We start from the raw sequence: 18550 nt of genomic DNA, 5'->3' as shown, positions 1-18550 counted from the left end.
GTCATCTTTCCGGGCATTAAATCATACACCCATATGTTAAAAGTTGAGCACATCGGCATCGCCGTGAAATCGCTGGCCGTTTCCGTTCCCCTGTTCGAAAAACTGCTGAACGCGGAGTGTTACAAAACCGAGGAAATCGCCTCCGAAGGCGTGTCTACCGCGTTTTTCCGCCAGGGCGAAACGAAGATCGAGCTGCTGGAAGCATTATCTCCCGCCAGCCCAGTCGCGAAATTCCTCGAAAAAAAGGGCGAAGGCGTGCATCACCTGGCTTTTGAAGTGAAAGACATCCGCGCCGAAATGGCCCGGTTGCAAAACGAAGGCTTCGAACTCCTGTCTGCCGAGCCCAAACCCGGGGCAGATAACAAACTGGTATGTTTCCTTCATCCCAAAAGCACGAACGGCGTGCTGGTGGAGTTAACGCAGGAACGGACCGGATAGAAGGAAATCAGCCTGTTATAAAAAAAGCGCGAAAAAAAATGGCGGTATTTAAACCTTTTATTTAGTCGCGCGTTGATATTGGTATAACACAGCACAAATGCAAGCCGCTCAGGCTTCATCACAATACTCTAAAGTTGGCATAGGTTATGAAAACCTGTGGGTTTTTTAACTCGCAGGTTTCTTTTTTTGCCCAATCCGTAAGCGATTGCGGAGATTTTGTTCGGGAAGCCGGCATCGGTAAAAAATCCCGGCCGCCGTTGCGTCGCACACTTCGGCATTTGCGCAGGAATGGAGGAATATTGTAGGGATTACATTAATTTCCATTAGCCTTTCCCGTTTTAAAAGATGTTATCAATGACCCGTCCTGGTTTTATCGTCCTGATGTTTTTCCTGCTAACGGGAACGACCGTAGCCGCCCATTCGAATTAATTCACGACCTTTTCCATCCCTACGCTCCGCGAGCCTTTTACGAGGAGGTGCGTGTCCTGGAACTGTTGCTGTTCCAGCCAGGTGCGCGCTTCGCCGGCCGTTTCGAACCAGATGTAGGGGTGCCGGGTTTTGGAGAATTCCTTTCCCACGAGCACAACGGCTTTCCAGTGGCTCAATTGGAGGAGGTCGGCCAGCGCCTGGTGCTCCTTATCACTGTCCGGCCCCAGTTCCTTCATGGCGCCGAGGAGGAGGACTTTCTGCTTCGCATCGAGCCCCGCGAAATTTTCCACGGCGGCTTTCATGCTGGAGGGGTTGGCGTTGTAGGCGTCCATCACGAAGGTGTTGGTGCCTTTTTTCACTACCTGGGAGCGGTTGTTGGAGGGGACGTACGCTTCCAGGGCGGCGCGCAGTTTTTCCGCCGGCACCTTGAAATGGAGCCCGGCAGCGATGGCGGCCATGACGTTCGGGAAGTTGTAAGCGCCCACGAGTTGGGTGCGCACATGCCCTGCGCCTGCGGATTCCAGCTCCAGCAGGGCGGTCCCGGGGAAAGGGGCGCCGGCGTAATCGGCCGGGTCGTGACCATAGGTGATCACCGTACCGATGCCTTTGCTCATCTCCACCAGGTAGGGATAATCCTTGCAAACGAACACCGTTCCGCCGTTTTCGCGGAGGTAGTCGTACAGCTCGCCCTTGGCCAGGCGCACGCCTTCCTCGCTGCCGAACCCTTCCAGGTGGGCCTTTCCGATGTTGGTGATGATCCCGTGCGTGGGTTCCGCCACTTTGCAATAGGCGGCGATCTCGTGGCGATGGTTGGCGCCCATTTCGATCACGGCCATTTCCGCGTCCATGGGGATGCGCAGCAGCGTCAGCGGAACGCCGATATGGTTGTTGAGGTTGCCTTCGGTGGCGTATGTACGATATGCCGCGCCCAATGCGGTGCGGAGCATTTCTTTCGTAGTGGTTTTACCGTTAGTGCCGGTAATGGCGATGAACGGAATGTTGAACTGCCGGCGGTGGTGCCTTGCCAAAGCCTGCAGGGCCGCCAGCGCATCATCCACCAGCATCATCCTATCCGGCTGGGTGAAAAACGCAGGATCGTCGACCACCGCGAAACTGGCGCCGGATGCCAGGGCCGCACCGGCATACTGGTTACCGTTGAAGTTGGGGCCGCGCAGGGCAAAGAAGATATCGCCGGCTTTGAGCTGGCGCGTGTCTGTTTGCACGGAAGGGTGCTGGCGGTAGATGGTATATAGCTGTTCGATATTCACGTGTTGCGGATTTGCGTACAAAAATAAGGAATGATGGCCCTCATTTTCTTTATTATCTTTCGCAGGCAACCTATGTAGGCCCGAACCCGTAATTAACGCTATGCAAACCCGTCAACTTATGCTCATACGCAGGAAACAATTATGGACGATGCCGGCGCTGCTGGCCCTGTGCATCCTGGCCGCCTGTACGTCTGAACAGGCGCCGGAGCCTACCGCCAACGCCGATTGCTCCACCGTGAACGTCACCGCAGCCCGGATCTACGAAATCGTTCAGCAGCATTGCACCAACCGCAGCTGCCATCCCGGAACGGGATCGCCGCTGAACGCCGATTTTTCCACGCCCGCCAAACTGAAAAATTACATTTCCACCAACGGCGCATCATGGACGTTCCGCGTTACCGGCGCCGGTGCCGATATGCCGCAAAGCCAGGGCTATCCCCCATTGCCGAAAGCCGTGCGCGATTCCATCGCCTGCTGGGTAAACAAGGGAATGCCGGATTGATCCACCAAAACAGTCACGCATGAAACGAATTTTCATCATAATCGCATTCCTTGGTCTCGCCATTCCGGCGGCGGCACAGAATGTACAGTCGTGCCGCTCGGTGCGCCTGCGTTTCTTTTCCAGCGCGCCGCTGGAAGACATCGAGGCGATGAGCACCCAGGGCGTATCGGCCATCAATCCCGCCACGCGCGCCATTTATTTCAAAGTGCCCATCACCTCGTTTCAATTCAAAAAGAAACTGATGCAGGAGCATTTCAACGAGAATTACCTCGAAAGCGACAAATTCCCCTACGCCGAATTCAAAGGGAGGGTCCTCGGCACCACAGACCTCACCAAAGACGGCACCTGGCCGGTTGAAGCGGAGGGCGACCTCCAGATCCACGGCGTCACCAAATCCTACCGGGTATCCGGCACCATCACGATTGCGGGCGGTAACCTGGCCGCAGAAGCGAAATTCAAGGTGCGAGTTGCCGATCATAACATCAAAATCCCGAGCCTGGTGATAAAAAATATCGCGGAAGTGGTGGAAGTGACCATGAGCGCGCAATATCAACCGGCCGTCAAACCTTAATCCAAAAAGCTTCAAACCAGCGAATATGTTGCATCTCCGCTTGCTCACCGCCCTTCTGCTCACCGCCCCGGCCGCCATGGCGCAGGACGATCTGGGCGCCATTTTCGGGAAGGACTCCGTCCGCCGCGATCCCGTGACCTCCACTTTCAAAAGTACCCGCATCATCAACGGGCAGTCGAACGAAACCCTGGCCAGGGGCGACCTCGACTTCCGGGTGGCGCACCGGTTCGGCGACATTGGCGGCTCCGGCGGCGGATCGTCCACCTTTTTCGGGCTCGATAATTCTACAGACATCCGCATCGCCTTCGAATATGGCATTACCGACCGCCTCACGGCCGGCCTGAGCCGTTCCAAAGGCAACGGCAACTTTTCGCAGATGTGGGAGGTGCTTGGCAAATTCAAACTGCTGCAGCAAACGCACGACAACCGCGTGCCGGTCGGTATTACGCTGTTCGCCAATGCGGTGGTATCGTCCATGAAAAGCAGTCCGGACCAGGCCGATCCCAATTATTTCGCCAAATTCTCCGACCGGGGGAGTGCTGTGGCCCAGCTGGTGATTTCCCGGAAGTTCGGTGAAATGGTGAGCCTGGCGCTGCTGCCCTCGTTCGTGCATCGTAACCGTGTGGGTTTCAAGGACATGAACAACATGTTCGCCATGGGGTTGGGCGGCAGGCTGCGGTTCAGCAAACGCGTGGCGCTGGTGGCCGATTACTTTTATTCGTTCCGCGACGAGGAAAGCAAGGATTATTACGAATCCCGGGGCACGAAGTTCTACAACTCGCTGGGCGTGGGCGTGGAGATCGAAACGGGCGGGCACGTGTTCCACCTGAATTTCACGAATGCCACGGCCATCCTGGAGAACCAGTTCATCCCCGAAACGGTGAGCACCTGGACGCACGGACAGTTCCGCTGGGGCTTCAATATTTCGCGCCGGTTCTCGCTGGGCGGGCGCTAGGTCGTTAATGGGAAGTGAATGGGTACGATTGTGCTGTTTTTGGACCCAAGCCGTTAAATTGCGGATATGTCAACATTGAAATGCCGTATCCGGGAAGGCTCCATGGTGGCGCGGATAGCCGCCTGGAAGATGGGTTCCGGCAATATCGCGATCGTTTTCGGGAACGTCATTCACCTGCATGGGGTAAGCCGGGAGCGGTTCCTGGCCAATACGGCGTGGGTGCGGCACGAGGTGCGGCACGTTCGTCAGTACCGCGAGGCGGGCTTCTGGCGGTTCCTGTGGCGTTATGTGCGCGACTGGCGCCGGTATGGCTATTATAACATCCCTTATGAAAAAGACGCCCGGCTGGCGGAAACCAATCCGCGGGAGCTGGAAGGGGTGGAGATACGATAAAGATTCGTTAAAACGAAGGGGGTGGGGATAAAAAATGTTGCAACGCGGTTATTTTCCTTATTTTTACGGTAAAGGCTGATTAATATGGTTAAGAAGGTCACAGAGGGAATCACGATAAGCGTGGAAACGTTTTACCAGCCGGATTACTCCAATCCGATCGGCAGTGAGTTCATGTTCGCTTACCGTATCACCATCGAAAATAACAATACCTTCCCCATCAAACTGTTGCGCCGCCATTGGTATATCATCGATTCCAACGGCTCGCACCGCGAAGTGGAAGGGGAAGGCGTGGTAGGTGTGCAACCGCTGCTCGCACCAGGCGAAAGCTATCAATATGTTTCCGGCTCCAATCTCCGCACGGAAATCGGTAAAATGTACGGTACGTATCAAATGGAAAACCAGCTGAACAAGAAGCTCTTCGATGTGAAGATCCCCGAGTTTCAGATGGTTGTGCCGTTCAAAATGAACTAGGGCCGGTATTTGGCCCCGTTGAAGATGAGCATCGCGTCCTGCGTGTTCATGAGTTTTTCCAATGTATATTCCGGATGGCGCTCCATGAATGCCCGTACGATCCTGTACCCGGTAAACGCGCCTATTTTACCCGGCGCCTCGGCTGGCATGCCCTGGGTCGACGGCCCGTCGCCGATATACCGCGCGATCGTTTGTCCATCACGGCTATACAATAATTTATTCTCCACGAAATACTGCCAGACCATCTGCTCGTTTTCTTCACAGAATTTTAGCTGTCCGCTCGTATATCCCATGCGGATGTGTGCGTCCGTTTCCGGCAGCACCTGCTCCAGGAAGTATTGCTGCTTGCCGAGGTATACCAGTTGCCCGGCCAGGGAAGCTCCTTCACGAGGCGCGTCCAGCTGCTGGTACAGCACGGTCATGACGTTGACGGGTATGTTTTCGGGGGTGAATCGGCGGACCATATATTCCGGCATGTCGGGCACCAGCCTGTACACGTTGAAATCCGCGCCCATATACATGTCCAGCCCGATCCCCAACACCGAATCGATCGTTACGGCACCGAAATTGTTGACGGCGGAAATGAACGTGAGCACCTGCGGCGCACGGAACTTCGGCTGGTAATATTTCGCCAGGCGGAAGGCCTGCGTCAGCTCCTTTTCCAGCGGCCGGATATCGGCGAAATGCGCGCCCACGGAATCGTTCAGCGCGCGGATGTCTTTATTGGCGAGGAAATCATGCACGGATCGTATCCATGCAACGGAATCACCGGTGTTGGGAAGATAGAGGATATGCGAAAGATAGTCGTTCACGAAACCGGGATACATTTCCTGCAACAATTTTACGCCCGTTGCGACGTTAGTGGTATCAATACCGGCAAATGCCCGGTCGAACCGTTCGATCTTCACCGTGATGGGGATGTGGCTGACGTCGGGGATCTGTTTTTTTCGTCCGCAACCCGCCATGATGGCGTTTGTAAGGATCAGGATACACAGGGAATGTATTTTCAGGTAACTTTGCATCGCCTATAATAACTTTAGAGATGGTAAAAATATTGTTTCGCAACGTATTCCGGAAATCCTTTCTGATGGCCGCGGTGCTGATCGCATCGGCCGCTTCGCTTTCTGCCCAGTCTTTCAGCGACCGTATGTCCGAAAAAACCGGGCGCAAAGTGCGTTTCGGGTTCAAAATCGATCCCGGTGCCTCGTTCCTCAATCCGCAGGAAGCCGGCGTAACCCGCAACAGCGGCCGTTTTTACTTTAGCTACGGCGTATTGGCCGACTGGTTCATCGACGACGAAGAACGCTATGCCCTGGCAACCGGTGTGCAGGTGACGCACTTCGGCAGCGTGATGCAGTACGAAACCGGGAAAGGCCTGTCAGACTTCCGTTCCGCATCTTCGGAATACGACATCCGCCTGCAATACATCGAAGTGCCGGTGGCGCTGAAGCTCAAAACCGCTACGGCGAAAGGGTTCGACTTCTACGGACAGTTCGGCGGCTTCGTGGGTATGCCTATCCGTGCGCGTGCGAATGTTATCAGCAACATGCAACGGTTCGACAAGCTGGGCGTGCTCCGCCAGATACAGCCTTTTACGGCCGGAATGCTCCTGGGCGCGGGTGTCGAATATCCGCTCACGGAAACGCTGACCGGCGTGGTGGGCATCAATTACCAGAATAATTTCGTGGACATCACCCGCAACGGCAAGTGGAACGACGGGCGCGTAACGGGCAATAGCTTCATTTTGCGGCTCGGGGTTTATTTTTAACCCTGTTTAGTCCGTACATTTGCCAGACAAAAAAGTACGGATGAATATTTTCCTCGCCCAGCAGAATTACCATATCGGCAACTTCGAGGCCAATACGGCCCGCATCATCGAAGCCATCCACGCCGCGGAAGCCCGCGGGGCCGACCTGGTCGTGTTTTCCGAACTGTGCGTGTGCGGATATCCGCCGAGGGATTTCCTGGAGTTCGAAGACTTCATCGCACGGAGCTACGCCGCTATCGACGAAATCCGCAAGCATACGCAGAAAACCGCCGTGCTGGTGGGCGGTCCGCAGCGCAATCCCCACCGCGAAGGGAAAGATCTCTTCAATGCCGCTTTCTTCCTGTATGAAGGCGAAATCAAGCAGGTGGTGCAGAAAACGCTGCTGCCGACGTACGATGTGTTCGACGAATACCGCTACTTCGAGCCGGCGTTCGAATGGAACGTCATCCCCTTCAAAGGAAAAAAACTGGCCGTAACGATCTGTGAAGATATCTGGAACCTCGGCGATAACCCGCTGTACCGGATTTGCCCCATGGACCGGCTCATCCTGCAGCATCCCGACGTGATGATCAACCTGTCTGCCTCGCCGTTCGATTACGACCACGACGAGAGCCGGCGCGAGATCATCTGTGAAAATGTGAAGAAGTACGGCCTGCCGATGTATTACTGTAATACCGTCGGCTCGCAGACGGAGATCGTGTTCGACGGCGGATCGATGGTGTTCGACGCGGAAGGGCAGATCGTCAAGCAACTGGCCTTTTTCGAGGAAGATATGGCTGGCGTGGAGCTGGATGCGCTGGGCAAAAAGAAACCCAATCCCGAAACGCCCACCACACCCAATTCCGTGATGGAAGAGCTGGTGTTCGACCATAACATCGCCCGGATCAAACAGGCGATCGTGCTCAGTATCGGAGATTATTTCAAAAAAATGGGCTTCAAACAGGCCATCCTGGGCTCTTCCGGCGGGATCGACAGCGCAGTGACGCTGGCTTTGGCGGTGGAAGCCCTGGGCAAGGAGAACGTCCGCGCCATCCTCATGCCTTCGCCCTACAGTACGGAACATTCGGTAGACGATGCCGTGGCGCTGTCGAAAAACCTCGACAATCCTTACGACATCATCCGCATCAACAATATTTACGAGCATTTCCTGGATACGCTGGAGCCTTACTTCAAGGGGCTGCCGTTCAATGTGGCGGAAGAGAATACGCAAAGCCGCATCCGCGGGAACCTGCTGATGGGGCTGGCTAACAAGTTCGGGTATATACTCCTGAACACGAGCAATAAGAGCGAGCTGTCTACCGGTTACGGGACCTTGTATGGCGATATGGCCGGGGGGCTTTCTGTGCTGGGGGACCTGTACAAAACGCAGGTGTATGCCCTGGCGCGGTATATAAACCGAGAAAAGGAGATCATCCCGGTGAATATCATCGACAAGGCGCCTTCGGCGGAATTGCGGCCCAACCAGAAGGATTCCGACAGTTTGCCCGATTATACGATACTGGACCGCATCCTCTATCAGTATATTGAGCGGCGGCAGGGGCCGAAGGAGATCGTGGCGAAAGGGTTCGATGAGGCGCTGGTGGCGCGTACGCTGAAAATGGTGAATACCAACGAATACAAGCGGAACCAGTTCTGCCCCATCGTCCGGGTGTCGTCCAAAGCCTTCGGGATCGGGCGGAGAGTGCCTATCGTGGGGAAATATTTGAGTTAAGGGAGAACCCTGCTATCTTTGTCCAAATTTCAATATTCATTATAAAATGTTACAGGTACAATTTATCCGTCAAAACAAAGAGCTGGTACTGGAAAGGCTGGCCGTGAAGCATTTCGCGGACGCGGCTGCCGTCGTAGACGAAGTACTGGCGCTTGACGATCAGCGCAAGAAGCTGACGCTCGATTACGATGAAACGCAAGCCAAGGTGAATTCCGCATCAAAAGAGATCGGGAAGCTCATGGCATCTGGCGACAAGTCGGGCGCGGAGTCTCGCAAGCAGGAGGTGGCCGCCTACAAGCAGGCGCTTGGGCCCATCGACGAGCAGTTGCGCGCGACGGAGAAATTGCTGCACGACACGCTGGTCAGGCTCCCTAACCTGCCCGGTGCGGACGTTCCCAAAGGCAGAACAGCGGAAGATAATGTGGAAGTGCGCCGTGGCGGCGATATCCCCGTCCTCGCCGCAGGTGCTGTGCCGCACTGGGACCTGGCCAAAAAGTACGACCTGATCGATTTCGAGCTGGGCAATAAGGTGACCGGCAGCGGTTTTCCCTTCTACAAGAACAAGGGAGCCCGTCTGCAACGCGCGCTCATCAGCTATTTCCTCGATTTCAATACATCCAACGGCTATACGGAATTCCTGCCGCCGTTCCTCGTGAACGAAGCATCGGCTTACGGCACGGGACAGCTCCCCGACAAAGAGGGACAGATGTATTACATGCCGGAAGATAACTTCTACCTGATCCCCACGTCGGAGGTGCCGCTGACCAACGTTTTCCGTGACGAGATCCTCAAGGAATCGGAGCTGCCGGTGAAAATCACGGCTTACAGCCCGTGTTTCCGCCGTGAAGCGGGGTCTTACGGTAAAGATGTGCGCGGCCTCAACCGCCTTCATCAGTTCGAAAAAGTAGAGCTGGTGCAGATCGTGCATCCCGAAAAATCGTACGATACGCTGCAGGAAATGGTGGCACATGTCGAAAAGCTGCTCCAGAGCCTGCAACTGCCTTATCGCATCCTCAATCTTTGTGGTGGCGATATGAGCTTCGGTTCCGCGCAGACCTTCGATTTCGAGGTATGGTCTGCCGCCCAGGAAAAATGGCTGGAAGTATCGTCCGTTTCCAACTTCGAGACGTTCCAGACCAACCGCATGAAAGTGCGCTTCAAAGACGAAAACGGCAAGAACCAGCTGGTACATTCGCTGAACGGCAGCTCGCTGGCATGCCCGCGGATCATGGCCACATTGCTCGAAAACAACCAGACGGCCGACGGCATTTTGCTGCCGGAAGTGCTGCATACATATTTCGGGGGAGACAGGATCGCGTAGGCGTTTGTTCTCCCATCAAGGCAAAAGCGCACGGATACATTCCGTGCGCTTTTTTTTATGCGGTAAGGATCAGTACAGGTAATTGAGCGCAACGATGTCGTTGGCATTGAAAGTGCGATTGCCGCCGTTGGAACAGGCGAGCATCCAGGATGCGGCGTCGGGGCCGGTGGGCGTACCGGGGATGTGTACGGCCCCTACATTGGAGGCGCCTTCGTTGCCTGCTCCGCTGGCTCCGCAACTGAATGCGCGATCCATATAGTCGGTGTGGCGGAAGCCGATGCAGTGGCCCATTTCGTGCTGGATTACAGAGCCCACGTAGTCTACATTGGGATTGGCGCCATAAGCTTGTTCGTGCGTGTTCATGGAAATGGTGCTGTACGGATTGCCGTTACGGGTGGGGAAACCAGCGGAGCCGAGCGTGATGAAGCCACCGCTGGGGCCCTGGTAGAAACCTTTGATGGTAATGTCTGCCTTGCCGCTGGTGATCCGGCGGAAAGTGAGCTGCAGGTTTTGTGCATTGTAGCGGGCAATAGCAAGATCGGCGCCGGAAACGAAGGCAGGGCCCAGATTCATCACTTTAACGGTGATCTGGCGGGGCAGGCTTTTTACCAGGTTATTCGTTCGGTACTGTTCCGTTTCGGCGATGCGCAGATTGGCCGAAGTGGAAGCCTCGCTGAGGTTTTCGGCGGTCAGCAGGATATCGCCTTCCACCAGCCATCCGCCTTCCGCAGCGCGAACGCCGGACGAAGAAAAGCCTAGGGCCTTGATTTTGGCAATCACATCTTGCGGAACGGGCGCTGTGTCCTTTTGCTGGGTTGCCCCATCTTTCTTACAGGCATAAACAATGAAGGCAAACGTGGCGCCCAGTAGCAGGGCTGCAATGGTGTTCTTTCTCATGGAAGTTAAGATTTTGTAGATTTTGGAATTAAAAATGAATATCGTTAAATGGAGCATGGAAAGGCCTGTCCGGAAACCGGGCTCCCTTTCATCGGGCTATCAACAATGCAATGGTACGCACGCAAATGGTGCCGGCACGTTTACAATATGCTGTTAGGAATGCTCTCTATACAGGTTTTTTTAGATGTTCAATAAAATACGGAGGACGTAGCGTTTAACGGAATAAATGTGCTCGTTAAGATTCGGTTAATACAGATTGCGCTTACTATGCTCTTCGTTCAGATCTGGGCTTTTCGATTTTCCAATAATAGGTATTTTTTTTCACGCAGAAAAAAAATTATAGATTAGATATATGTCCGCCCGCTATGTTTCCCGGATTTTATCGCTCGTTGCCATAATGGCCGCTATATTGCATTTGCGGCTACACGCGCAGGAAAGCCGTATCGTGCAACGGTACGCTACAGGTACTGCGATGACTGCATCCGACCGGCGGGGAACATCGGAAGACGGATTTTTTCTCGTCAGGTTTCCTAACGTTCCGGAACAGTCGGTGCTGGATGCTTGGGGATGGATAAAATCCCTCCATCCCAGGTACCACATCGTCCGGAAACTGTTCCCCGATTCAACGGTCGTGTCATGGCAATCGAATTATAACTGGAAAGCCTCAACGAAGTTGATCGAACGGATTTATGCCTTGCATGAAAATGACAGTATCACCCTTATTGCTGATGCAGCCGGAACGGCGCGCGTCCTGGGGCAACCCGCCGCCAACGTATACGAGATCAGGATCGCCGTGAAAGACTGGCCCGCACTCTCCGCCGATCCCCGGCTCCGGCTGGCCGACGTTCCCCGCCGTCCGCATTCGGAATCCGCATCCGCGAATGCCGATCTTTCCATTAACCGCGTCAACGCGCTCCATGCCGAAATGCCGGGCCTTCGCGGTAACGGCATGCGGATTTCTTTGAAGGAAACATTGTACGATACGCTCGATATCGATCTCCATCCCCGGCATATCCGCCATGTCAGCGAACCTGCGCGCACGGAAACGCATGCCACCCTCATGGCCACACTCATCGCCGGGAATGGCAACAGTGGCCCTGGCGGACTCGGAGTCGCACCCCGCGCCATGATCGCTTCCTCGGATTTTTCGCGCCTGCTGCCGGACGATGCCGCAATTTTCTCCAACCTCCAAATCCATGCCCAGAACCATTCATACGGCACCGGCATCGAAAATTACTACGGTCTGGAAGCGGTGGCGTATGATGCGCAGGTCCGGGAACTCGATACTTTCCTGCACGTTTTTTCATCTGGGAATATTGGCACGGATGCACCCGCAGAAGGTATTTATTCCGGTTTGACGGGTTTCGCCAACCTGAGCGGCAGTTTCAAACAGGCGAAAAACATATTGGTGGTCGGTGCCACGGACGGGAATAATATCACCACCCCCCGCAGCAGCAGGGGCCCCGCTTTCGACGGACGCATAAAGCCGGAACTGGTGGCTTATGGCGAAGGCGGTACCTCGGATGCGGCGGCGCTCGTGTCGGGGATCGGGTTGCTGCTGCAGGAACAATTCCGGCTGCAATCGGGCGCAGCGCCTTCCGCTGCGCTCCTGGCCGCCATACTGATCAATTCCGCCAAAGACCTGGGCACGCCGGGCCCTGATTTTATTACTGGATTCGGTGCGGTGGACGCGCACGCCGCGGCGAGAACGATCCTTGACCACAGCTACGCCACGGGGATCGTGGGGCAGGGGAATACCTTCCAGATGCCCGTTCCAGCCGGAACGGGAACACTCCGCGTGACGATGCGGTACACTGATAGGGAGGCGCCGGCCAACAGCGTCCGCGCGCTCGCCAACGACCTCGACCTGTGGCTGACGGACGCGTCCGGAAACCGATTCGATCCCTGGACGCTTTCGACGTTTCCGCATAAGGACAGTCTTACCCGCGCCGCGATTCCCGGCCGCGACAGCCTCAATAATACCGAGCAGGTACTGGCACGATCTGCTGCCGGCGGATTGACTGTCCACGTTCAGGGCCGCAATGTGAGTGGTTCGCAAACCTTCGCCCTGGCCTGGCAATGGATACCCGACGGATATTTCGAATGGGATGCGCCGGCCACCGGCGAAACGCTCGATGCAGGAGTAGCCGCTACGTTGCGCTGGAGCACGAACATCAGCGGCCCCGGGAAAATTTTTTACCAGCAGGGCGAATCGGGCAACTGGCAGCCGCTGACTGACGTACAGGATGTGAATGAAGGCCAGGCGAAATGGGAAACACCTCCGGCGTTCGGGCCCATGCAATTGCGGATGGATGTTGCCGGGAAATCGTTTACAGGCCCGCAATTCCTTGTAGCGCCACGCCTCCGGCCCGCAACCGGTTTCATCTGCAAAGACAGCGCGCTGGTTTGGTGGGCGGCAGCGTCGGGCGCTTTCCGCTACCGGGTTTATGCGCTGGAAAACGACGCATACCGGTTGTTAAGCGAAACGGCGGATACAACGTTCGCTTTCCGTACGTCTACGGTTGTTTCGGGCATTGTAGCCGTTAGCGCCATTGCGCAGCAGGAAGGCCCCCGCAGTCCCGCGCACCGCTTTTCCGCTAATGCGCCCGGTTGCTACGTCCGCAATTTTACGGCCGATCTGGATGCTTCCGGGGCCGTGCAATTGCAACTGGAGCTGGGGACGCCGGTTGGCTTGCGGAACATCCGCTGGTTCAGGCAGGGGATGTTGTTGGGGAGCACAACGCCGGGGAATGGTTTCGTATATGCGGCAACGGATGAACGGCCGCCCCAGGGGATCACATATTATTATGCGGAACTGGAGCTGGCGAACGGCCGCCTGATTTTAACAGACGCGGTGCCCGTGGCGCATACCGGCGCCGATGAATACCTCCTTTTCCCGAACCCCGCGGGCGAATGGATAAGGCTCCTGGCGAAAGGGTTGCGCGGGCAGCAGATCGTAGTGACAGACATGCAGGGCCGGGTACGGAAAAGCCTGCGGATGGAAAGCCTCCAGCAGGAAATTCCCCTCATCGGGCTCCCGGCCGGCAATTACTGGATCGGCGTTTATGAAAACGGGAAACGGCAGTTCGGCACGCGCTTCGTGAAAGTGCGTTGATCCGTTACAGAAAAAAATACTTAACTTGTCAACAGGTCAAACATGCAAATTATGAAAACACTCATCCAGTTATCACTCATCACCGTTGTGTTATGGGGATGCGCCGGTGGCCTCAACCCCAAGAATACCGAGAAGGTGAACGCCGCGTTCGCCAAATACGAGGATTCCCATGGAAAGGCGATCTTCCGCGAGAAATGCGCGAAATGCCATAACTACAAGCTTCCTGAAACGAAGACCGCCGAAAAATGGCCCGGCATCATGGACAAGATGGCCAGGAAGGCGAAACTGAACGACGAGCAGAAATCGGCCGTTGTTGCGTTCGTTACCAAGCACGCGAAAGCATCCTGATCCCTCTCCGTACGTAATGGACCGGCGGCCGGAAAGCCGCCTTTTTTATGCCCGGAAGCCAGACCGGTACCTTATATTTGCGGGAATGCGACACTTCCTTCCCAATGGCAAACAACTGATCATCCGGCCTCCCCAGGTCATGGATGCGCAAGCTTGTTTGACTACCTTTCAAACGGTTACCCGGGAAACGGATTTCCTGTTGTACACGCACGAAGAATCCCTGCAGTACAACCTGGCGAAGGAGGAGGCGTTTATCCGTGCTTACATCGATAATCCGAACAACCTGTTCCTGGTGGCCGATGTGGAAGGGGAGATCGCCGGGATGGTGAGCCTCAACCAGGGCCGCACGCGCAAGCAGCACCATATGGCGCTGCTGGGCATCGCGGTGTTGCATAAATACTGGAACATGGGCATCGGGCGGCGGTTGCTGACATCGGCCATCCGATGGGCGGAAGGGCATCCCCGCATCGCCGTGGTCCATTTCGAAGTGCTGGCCAATAACGAACGGGCCATCCAGCTGTACCGGAATTTCAATTTTACGGAACATGGCCGCATCCCCGGCGGTATCATCCAGCCGGATGGTTCGCCGGTAGACCTGGTGGTCATGAGCAAACGTATCAAACCCATACAAGACCGATGAAAACTTTTCAGGGTTATTACTCCTATGAAACGCCCGACCATATCCAGGGTGCAGACATCACAGTTACGAACAAACGTATCGAAATCCATTTGAAAGACGCCCACGGCAACCCGCGCATTGTGCACTGGTATTGGGAAAACGTGGTACGGGGCGAAGAGCGCCCCGGCGGCTGCGTGCTCCATCACACCGGCCTTCCCCTTCAAACGCTTCTCGTCCCCAACGGAGAATTCGCTGCCGAAGTGGATGTACAGATGAAAAAGAAACGCCGGAATTTCCCCACGGCCTGGGTCACCTTTTTCACCACAGGGCTCATCATCCTGGGACTGATCGTAGCCGCGTTCGTATGGATCGTGCCGTGGCTCGCCGGAAAGGCGGCCAACGCGCTGCCGGTGGAATACGAAGTATCGATGGGGGAGGAAGCATATAAATCGCTCATCGCCGAATATAAAATCCTGCCGAAACAAACCGAACAGGTCAATAAATTTTACAAACAGATGGGCGTGAAATCACCCTATCCCATTCAAATTACGGTGGTGGATTTCGATGAAACGAACGCCTTCGCAGTTCCCGGCGGCCACATCGTGGTATACAGCGGCCTGCTCAGGCGCATGCAGCAACCCGAGGAGCTGGCGGCGCTGCTGGCGCATGAAAGCTCGCACGTCAACCTCCGCCATACCACCCGCTCGCTCATGCAGAGCCTCGGCACCTTCACCGCCATGAGCCTCATTTTCGGTGACGTTACGGGCATCGGCGCCGTGCTGGTGGAAAACGCCAGCTCGCTGAAGGACCTGGAGTATTCCCGCCGCCTCGAAAAGGAAGCCGACTTAAACGGCCTGAGCATGCTCAAAAACCAGGACATCCCCGGCAATGGCTTCGTGCTCCTGTTCAAAACGCTCGGCCAGGGCGGCGGAAGCGCTCCTTCCGAATGGCTCAGCTCGCATCCCGACCTGGAACGCCGGGCGGAATACGTGCAGGAAAAGCTGACTACCCCCGAACCCGCCGTTCCCGCTCCGCTGAAAGCGACGTGGGATCAGATCAGGGCTGGTTTGAAATAGAAAAAATCACGAAATTTAAGGGAGAAAAACGGAGGGAAAATGAATCGCTACGACAGACAGATCAGACTGGAAGGCTTCGGCACGGAGAAGCAGGACATGCTGCGCAACGCATCCGTGCTGGTAGTGGGCGCCGGCGGCCTCGGCGTGCCGGTATTGCAGTATCTCACCGCCATGGGCGTGGGTCGGATCGGGATCGCGGAGGAAGATACCGTTTCGGTCACCAATCTCCAGCGACAGGTGATCTATACCACCGCAGATGAAGGGAAACCGAAGATCGGCGCGGCTATCAGCAGGTTGCGCGCCCTCAGTCCCGACACCGTTTTCACCCCTCACCCGCAATATCTCAGCACCGCCAACGCGCTCGACATCGTTGCGCAATACGACCTGGTGGTGGATTGTTCCGATAATTTCGGGACGCGCTACCTCATCAACGATACCTGCGTCATCCTCCGGAAACCTTTCGTATACGGTTCCATTTTCCAGTACGAAGGGCAGGTGAGCGTACTGAACCACAATGGCAGTGGCACCTACCGTTGTCTTTTCCCCGAGCCGGGGAACGCGCCCGATTGCAACGACGTGGGCGTGCTGGGCGTTTTGCCTGGCATCATCGGTTGCTACCAGGCTTCGGAAGCGGTGAAAGTGCTCACCGGCATCGGGGAGCCGCTCGCCAACCAGTTGCTCACCATTCAACTACTCGATAATACGCACCAGGTCTTTACTTTCCAGCCGCAACCCGGCAATCATGATATTACCGCATTGGAGGAAAGCTACGGCAATTCCGTTTGCGATGCCCGTACGCTCCAGCTCCTTTCCGTACAGGAATTGAAGGATTGGCTGGACGAAGGCCGTGATTTTCAATTGATAGACGTTCGCGAACGCGACGAATGGGAATACTGTCATATCGAAGGGGCGGTGCACATTCCGCTGCGGCGGGTGGCGGCATCTTTGTCGAACCTCCCGCGGGAAACGCCGGTGGCGATGATCTGCCACCACGGGATGCGGAGCCGCGCTTCGGCCGAACTGCTGCTGCAGGCCGGGTTCCGGGACGTGTACAACGTGACGGGCGGCATCCATGCCTGGGCCTGTGAAATCGACACCTCCATGGCCCGTTATTGACAGGGTGGAACGGTATTTGAGAAATTTTTAGCGTTTGCGGCGTTGCCGGTTAAACTTTGACCGTTGCTTGCCCGTCTTACTCTAAATTTTCCCGATTATGCCAGTTGTTCCATTACAGACTCAAATGCAGCACCTGGGCTGGAGGGCCGGCTTCGGCGAAGGCCTTCCCGAGATCAGGTCCTGGATGAAAAAGCGGCGGAAAGAAGTGGTGCGTAAGATCATCCTCGGCCCCTCAGATGCCCCGTCGCCCATCCGCGTGGTAGACGAAACCGATCTCCCCGATTACCGGCGCCAGCGCAACATGGGCGCGGAAGAGCGCAAAATGGTACAACGCCTCAATACAGACGGCATTAAGGATCTCAACGTTTTATGGTCGCACGCCATGATCACCAGCGATCATCCGCTGCGGGAAAAAATGGCGCTGTTCTGGCACGGGCATTTCGCCTGCAGGACCCAGAACGTCCTTTTTAACCAGCAATTGCTCGACACCATCCGGCGCCACGGCCTGGGGAATTTCGGGACGCTCCTCAGCGAAGTGTCCAAATCTCCCGCCATGCTGGGCTTCCTCAACAACCAGCAAAACCGCAAACAAAGGCCCAACGAGAATTTCGCGCGGGAAGTGATGGAACTTTTCACCCTCGGCCGCGGCCATTACACGGAGAAAGACGTGAAAGAAGCCGCCAGGGCATTCACCGGATGGGGATACAACGATATGGGCGAATTCCAGTTCCGGAAAAAACTGCACGACGACGGACCCAAAACCATCCTCGGGAAAACGGGCAATTATAATGGGGACGACGTCATCAACATCCTTCTCGAACAAAAACAGACCGCAACATTCATCTCCGGAAAAATATACCGCTACTTCGTTCACGAAAACGGCAACGAAGCGCATGAGCGGGAACTGGCAGAGAAATTTTACCGCAGCGGGTACGACCTGCGCGCGCTCATGGAGCATATTTTCATGGCCGACTGGTTTTACGACGACAGCATCGTGGGAAGCAGGATCAAATCACCGGTAGAGCTCATCGTGGGGCTTCGCCGCGCGGTGCCCATGCGCTTCGAACAGGAAGAAGCCATGCTGGTGTTCCAGCGGGTACTGGGGCAAACGCTTTTCTATCCGCCGAACGTGGCCGGATGGCCGGGCGGGCGGAACTGGATAGACAGCTCCAGCCTCATGTTCCGCCTCCGCGTGCCGCAGATCATTTTGTATTCGCAGGAATTAAACATCCGCCCGAAAGAAATCACTCCCGAAATGGGGGAAGGCCAGAATTACAAAATGACGATGCAGGTAAACGAACTGCTGAAAAAACAGTACGCCCGCCGCGTGAATGCCCAGGTAGACTGGCAGCCGTACCTCGACGGGTTCAGGGACGTGAAGCGGGAAGCACTCGCCGAATCCATCGCGCAATCGCTGCTGGTACGGAGCAAAGGCATCGACCGGGCACTGCTGGAAAAATATTCCGATGCCTCCTCGCGGGAAAATTACATCAAAACGGTAACGATCGACGTGATGAGCACGCCGGAGTACCAAATGTGTTAACAAGAAACG

Annotated in this window: 18 protein-coding genes; 15 read left to right on the top strand and 3 right to left on the bottom strand. The window is 55.8% G+C overall.

Going from position 1 to position 18550, the window contains the following annotated elements:
* Nucleotides 1-33 precede the first annotated feature (33 nt).
* Nucleotides 34-438 carry a methylmalonyl-CoA epimerase gene (gene mce, locus EJ361_RS05255; protein ID WP_126244305.1) on the top strand — a complete coding sequence of 135 codons (405 nt, stop codon included), beginning with the start codon at nt 34-36 and terminating at the stop codon, nt 436-438.
* A 425-nt stretch (nt 439-863) separates the two neighbouring features.
* Here the strand turns inward: mce and EJ361_RS05250 are convergent, their stop codons facing one another.
* Nucleotides 864-2135, bottom strand: a complete 1272-nt coding sequence (locus EJ361_RS05250) for a UDP-N-acetylmuramoyl-tripeptide--D-alanyl-D-alanine ligase (RefSeq protein WP_126244304.1) — start codon at nt 2133-2135, stop codon at nt 864-866.
* A 118-nt stretch (nt 2136-2253) separates the two neighbouring features.
* Here EJ361_RS05250 and EJ361_RS05245 point away from each other — a divergent pair, with 118 nt between their 5' ends.
* From EJ361_RS05245 to apaG, 5 genes are all read left to right on the top strand, one after another.
* Nucleotides 2254-2637, top strand: coding sequence for a hypothetical protein (locus tag EJ361_RS05245; protein WP_126244303.1), 384 nt, complete (start codon nt 2254-2256; stop codon nt 2635-2637).
* 19 nt (nt 2638-2656) lie between these two features.
* Complete coding sequence (locus EJ361_RS05240) at nt 2657-3208, top strand: YceI family protein (RefSeq protein WP_126244302.1); 552 nt, start codon at nt 2657-2659, stop codon at nt 3206-3208.
* 25 nt (nt 3209-3233) lie between these two features.
* Nucleotides 3234-4163 (top strand): DUF5777 family beta-barrel protein, encoded by a 930-nt coding sequence (locus tag EJ361_RS05235; protein ID WP_126244301.1) that lies wholly within the window; start codon nt 3234-3236, stop codon nt 4161-4163.
* A 66-nt stretch (nt 4164-4229) separates the two neighbouring features.
* Nucleotides 4230-4556 carry a DUF4157 domain-containing protein gene (locus tag EJ361_RS05230; protein ID WP_126244300.1) on the top strand — a complete coding sequence of 109 codons (327 nt, stop codon included), beginning with the start codon at nt 4230-4232 and terminating at the stop codon, nt 4554-4556.
* An 84-nt stretch (nt 4557-4640) separates the two neighbouring features.
* Complete coding sequence (apaG, locus tag EJ361_RS05225; protein ID WP_109699698.1) at nt 4641-5027, top strand: Co2+/Mg2+ efflux protein ApaG; 387 nt, start codon at nt 4641-4643, stop codon at nt 5025-5027.
* Here the strand turns inward: apaG and gldB are convergent.
* Entirely contained in the window at nt 5024-6049 is a 1026-nt protein-coding gene (gene gldB / locus EJ361_RS05220) for a gliding motility lipoprotein GldB (RefSeq protein WP_126244299.1), read from the bottom strand. The two genes, apaG and gldB, sit on opposite strands and share 4 nt — an antisense overlap.
* A 20-nt stretch (nt 6050-6069) precedes the next feature.
* On the opposite strand from gldB, the gene EJ361_RS05215 reads away from it, so the two are divergent.
* Genes EJ361_RS05215 through serS form a run of 3 tightly spaced genes read left to right on the top strand, consistent with a single transcriptional unit; the run spans nt 6070 to nt 9827 of the window.
* On the top strand, nt 6070-6795 hold the full coding sequence (locus EJ361_RS05215; RefSeq protein WP_126244298.1) for a porin family protein: 726 nt from the start codon (nt 6070-6072) through the stop codon (nt 6793-6795).
* A gap of 40 nt (nt 6796-6835) precedes the next feature.
* Nucleotides 6836-8506 carry an NAD+ synthase gene (locus tag EJ361_RS05210; protein ID WP_126244297.1) on the top strand — a complete coding sequence of 557 codons (1671 nt, stop codon included), beginning with the start codon at nt 6836-6838 and terminating at the stop codon, nt 8504-8506.
* Nucleotides 8507-8552: 46 nt separating this feature from the next.
* Entirely contained in the window at nt 8553-9827 is a 1275-nt protein-coding gene (gene serS / locus EJ361_RS05205; RefSeq protein WP_126244296.1) for a serine--tRNA ligase, read from the top strand.
* 69 nt (nt 9828-9896) lie between these two features.
* Here the strand turns inward: serS and EJ361_RS05200 are convergent, their stop codons facing one another.
* On the bottom strand, nt 9897-10724 hold the full coding sequence (locus EJ361_RS05200) for a M57 family metalloprotease (protein ID WP_126244295.1): 828 nt from the start codon (nt 10722-10724) through the stop codon (nt 9897-9899).
* A 352-nt stretch (nt 10725-11076) separates the two neighbouring features.
* On the opposite strand from EJ361_RS05200, the gene EJ361_RS05195 reads away from it, so the two are divergent.
* From EJ361_RS05195 to EJ361_RS05170, 6 genes are all read left to right on the top strand, one after another.
* Nucleotides 11077-13839, top strand: a complete 2763-nt coding sequence (locus EJ361_RS05195; RefSeq protein ID WP_126244294.1) for a S8 family peptidase — start codon at nt 11077-11079, stop codon at nt 13837-13839.
* Nucleotides 13840-13890: 51 nt separating this feature from the next.
* A complete protein-coding gene (locus EJ361_RS05190) occupies nt 13891-14187 on the top strand; it encodes a c-type cytochrome (RefSeq protein WP_126244293.1) in 297 nt (98 codons plus the stop codon).
* Between the two features lie 85 nt (nt 14188-14272).
* Complete coding sequence (locus EJ361_RS05185) at nt 14273-14827, top strand: GNAT family N-acetyltransferase (protein WP_164714091.1); 555 nt, start codon at nt 14273-14275, stop codon at nt 14825-14827.
* A complete protein-coding gene (locus EJ361_RS05180) occupies nt 14824-15882 on the top strand; it encodes a M48 family metallopeptidase (RefSeq protein ID WP_126244291.1) in 1059 nt (352 codons plus the stop codon). Before EJ361_RS05185 ends, EJ361_RS05180 begins: the two co-directional genes overlap by 4 nt.
* A gap of 39 nt (nt 15883-15921) precedes the next feature.
* Nucleotides 15922-16998 carry a ThiF family adenylyltransferase gene (locus tag EJ361_RS05175; RefSeq protein ID WP_126244290.1) on the top strand — a complete coding sequence of 359 codons (1077 nt, stop codon included), beginning with the start codon at nt 15922-15924 and terminating at the stop codon, nt 16996-16998.
* Nucleotides 16999-17095: 97 nt separating this feature from the next.
* Complete coding sequence (locus tag EJ361_RS05170; protein ID WP_240646551.1) at nt 17096-18541, top strand: DUF1800 domain-containing protein; 1446 nt, start codon at nt 17096-17098, stop codon at nt 18539-18541.
* Nucleotides 18542-18550 lie beyond the last annotated feature (9 nt).

This window comes from Chitinophaga rhizosphaerae, assembly GCF_003958645.1.
GTDB lineage: Bacteria > Bacteroidota > Bacteroidia > Chitinophagales > Chitinophagaceae > Chitinophaga > Chitinophaga rhizosphaerae.
The sequence above is the reverse complement of the archived record's forward strand: the minus strand, read 5'-3'. Positions and strand labels throughout refer to the sequence as shown.

Coding starts and splice junctions, on each gene's coding strand:
- gldB (WP_126244299.1), bottom strand. CDS start 6,049: ATGCAAAGTTACCTGAAAATACATTCCCTGTGTATCCTGATCCTTACA.
- EJ361_RS05185 (WP_164714091.1), top strand. CDS start 14,273: ATGCGACACTTCCTTCCCAATGGCAAACAACTGATCATCCGGCCTCCC.
- EJ361_RS05175 (WP_126244290.1), top strand. CDS start 15,922: ATGAATCGCTACGACAGACAGATCAGACTGGAAGGCTTCGGCACGGAG.
- EJ361_RS05235 (WP_126244301.1), top strand. CDS start 3,234: ATGTTGCATCTCCGCTTGCTCACCGCCCTTCTGCTCACCGCCCCGGCC.
- EJ361_RS05170 (WP_240646551.1), top strand. CDS start 17,096: ATGCCAGTTGTTCCATTACAGACTCAAATGCAGCACCTGGGCTGGAGG.
- serS (WP_126244296.1), top strand. CDS start 8,553: ATGTTACAGGTACAATTTATCCGTCAAAACAAAGAGCTGGTACTGGAA.
- EJ361_RS05210 (WP_126244297.1), top strand. CDS start 6,836: ATGAATATTTTCCTCGCCCAGCAGAATTACCATATCGGCAACTTCGAG.
- EJ361_RS05215 (WP_126244298.1), top strand. CDS start 6,070: ATGGTAAAAATATTGTTTCGCAACGTATTCCGGAAATCCTTTCTGATG.
- EJ361_RS05200 (WP_126244295.1), bottom strand. CDS start 10,724: ATGAGAAAGAACACCATTGCAGCCCTGCTACTGGGCGCCACGTTTGCC.
- EJ361_RS05180 (WP_126244291.1), top strand. CDS start 14,824: ATGAAAACTTTTCAGGGTTATTACTCCTATGAAACGCCCGACCATATC.
- EJ361_RS05245 (WP_126244303.1), top strand. CDS start 2,254: ATGCTCATACGCAGGAAACAATTATGGACGATGCCGGCGCTGCTGGCC.
- mce (WP_126244305.1), top strand. CDS start 34: ATGTTAAAAGTTGAGCACATCGGCATCGCCGTGAAATCGCTGGCCGTT.
- EJ361_RS05190 (WP_126244293.1), top strand. CDS start 13,891: ATGAAAACACTCATCCAGTTATCACTCATCACCGTTGTGTTATGGGGA.
- EJ361_RS05195 (WP_126244294.1), top strand. CDS start 11,077: ATGTCCGCCCGCTATGTTTCCCGGATTTTATCGCTCGTTGCCATAATG.
- apaG (WP_109699698.1), top strand. CDS start 4,641: ATGGTTAAGAAGGTCACAGAGGGAATCACGATAAGCGTGGAAACGTTT.
- EJ361_RS05230 (WP_126244300.1), top strand. CDS start 4,230: ATGTCAACATTGAAATGCCGTATCCGGGAAGGCTCCATGGTGGCGCGG.
- EJ361_RS05240 (WP_126244302.1), top strand. CDS start 2,657: ATGAAACGAATTTTCATCATAATCGCATTCCTTGGTCTCGCCATTCCG.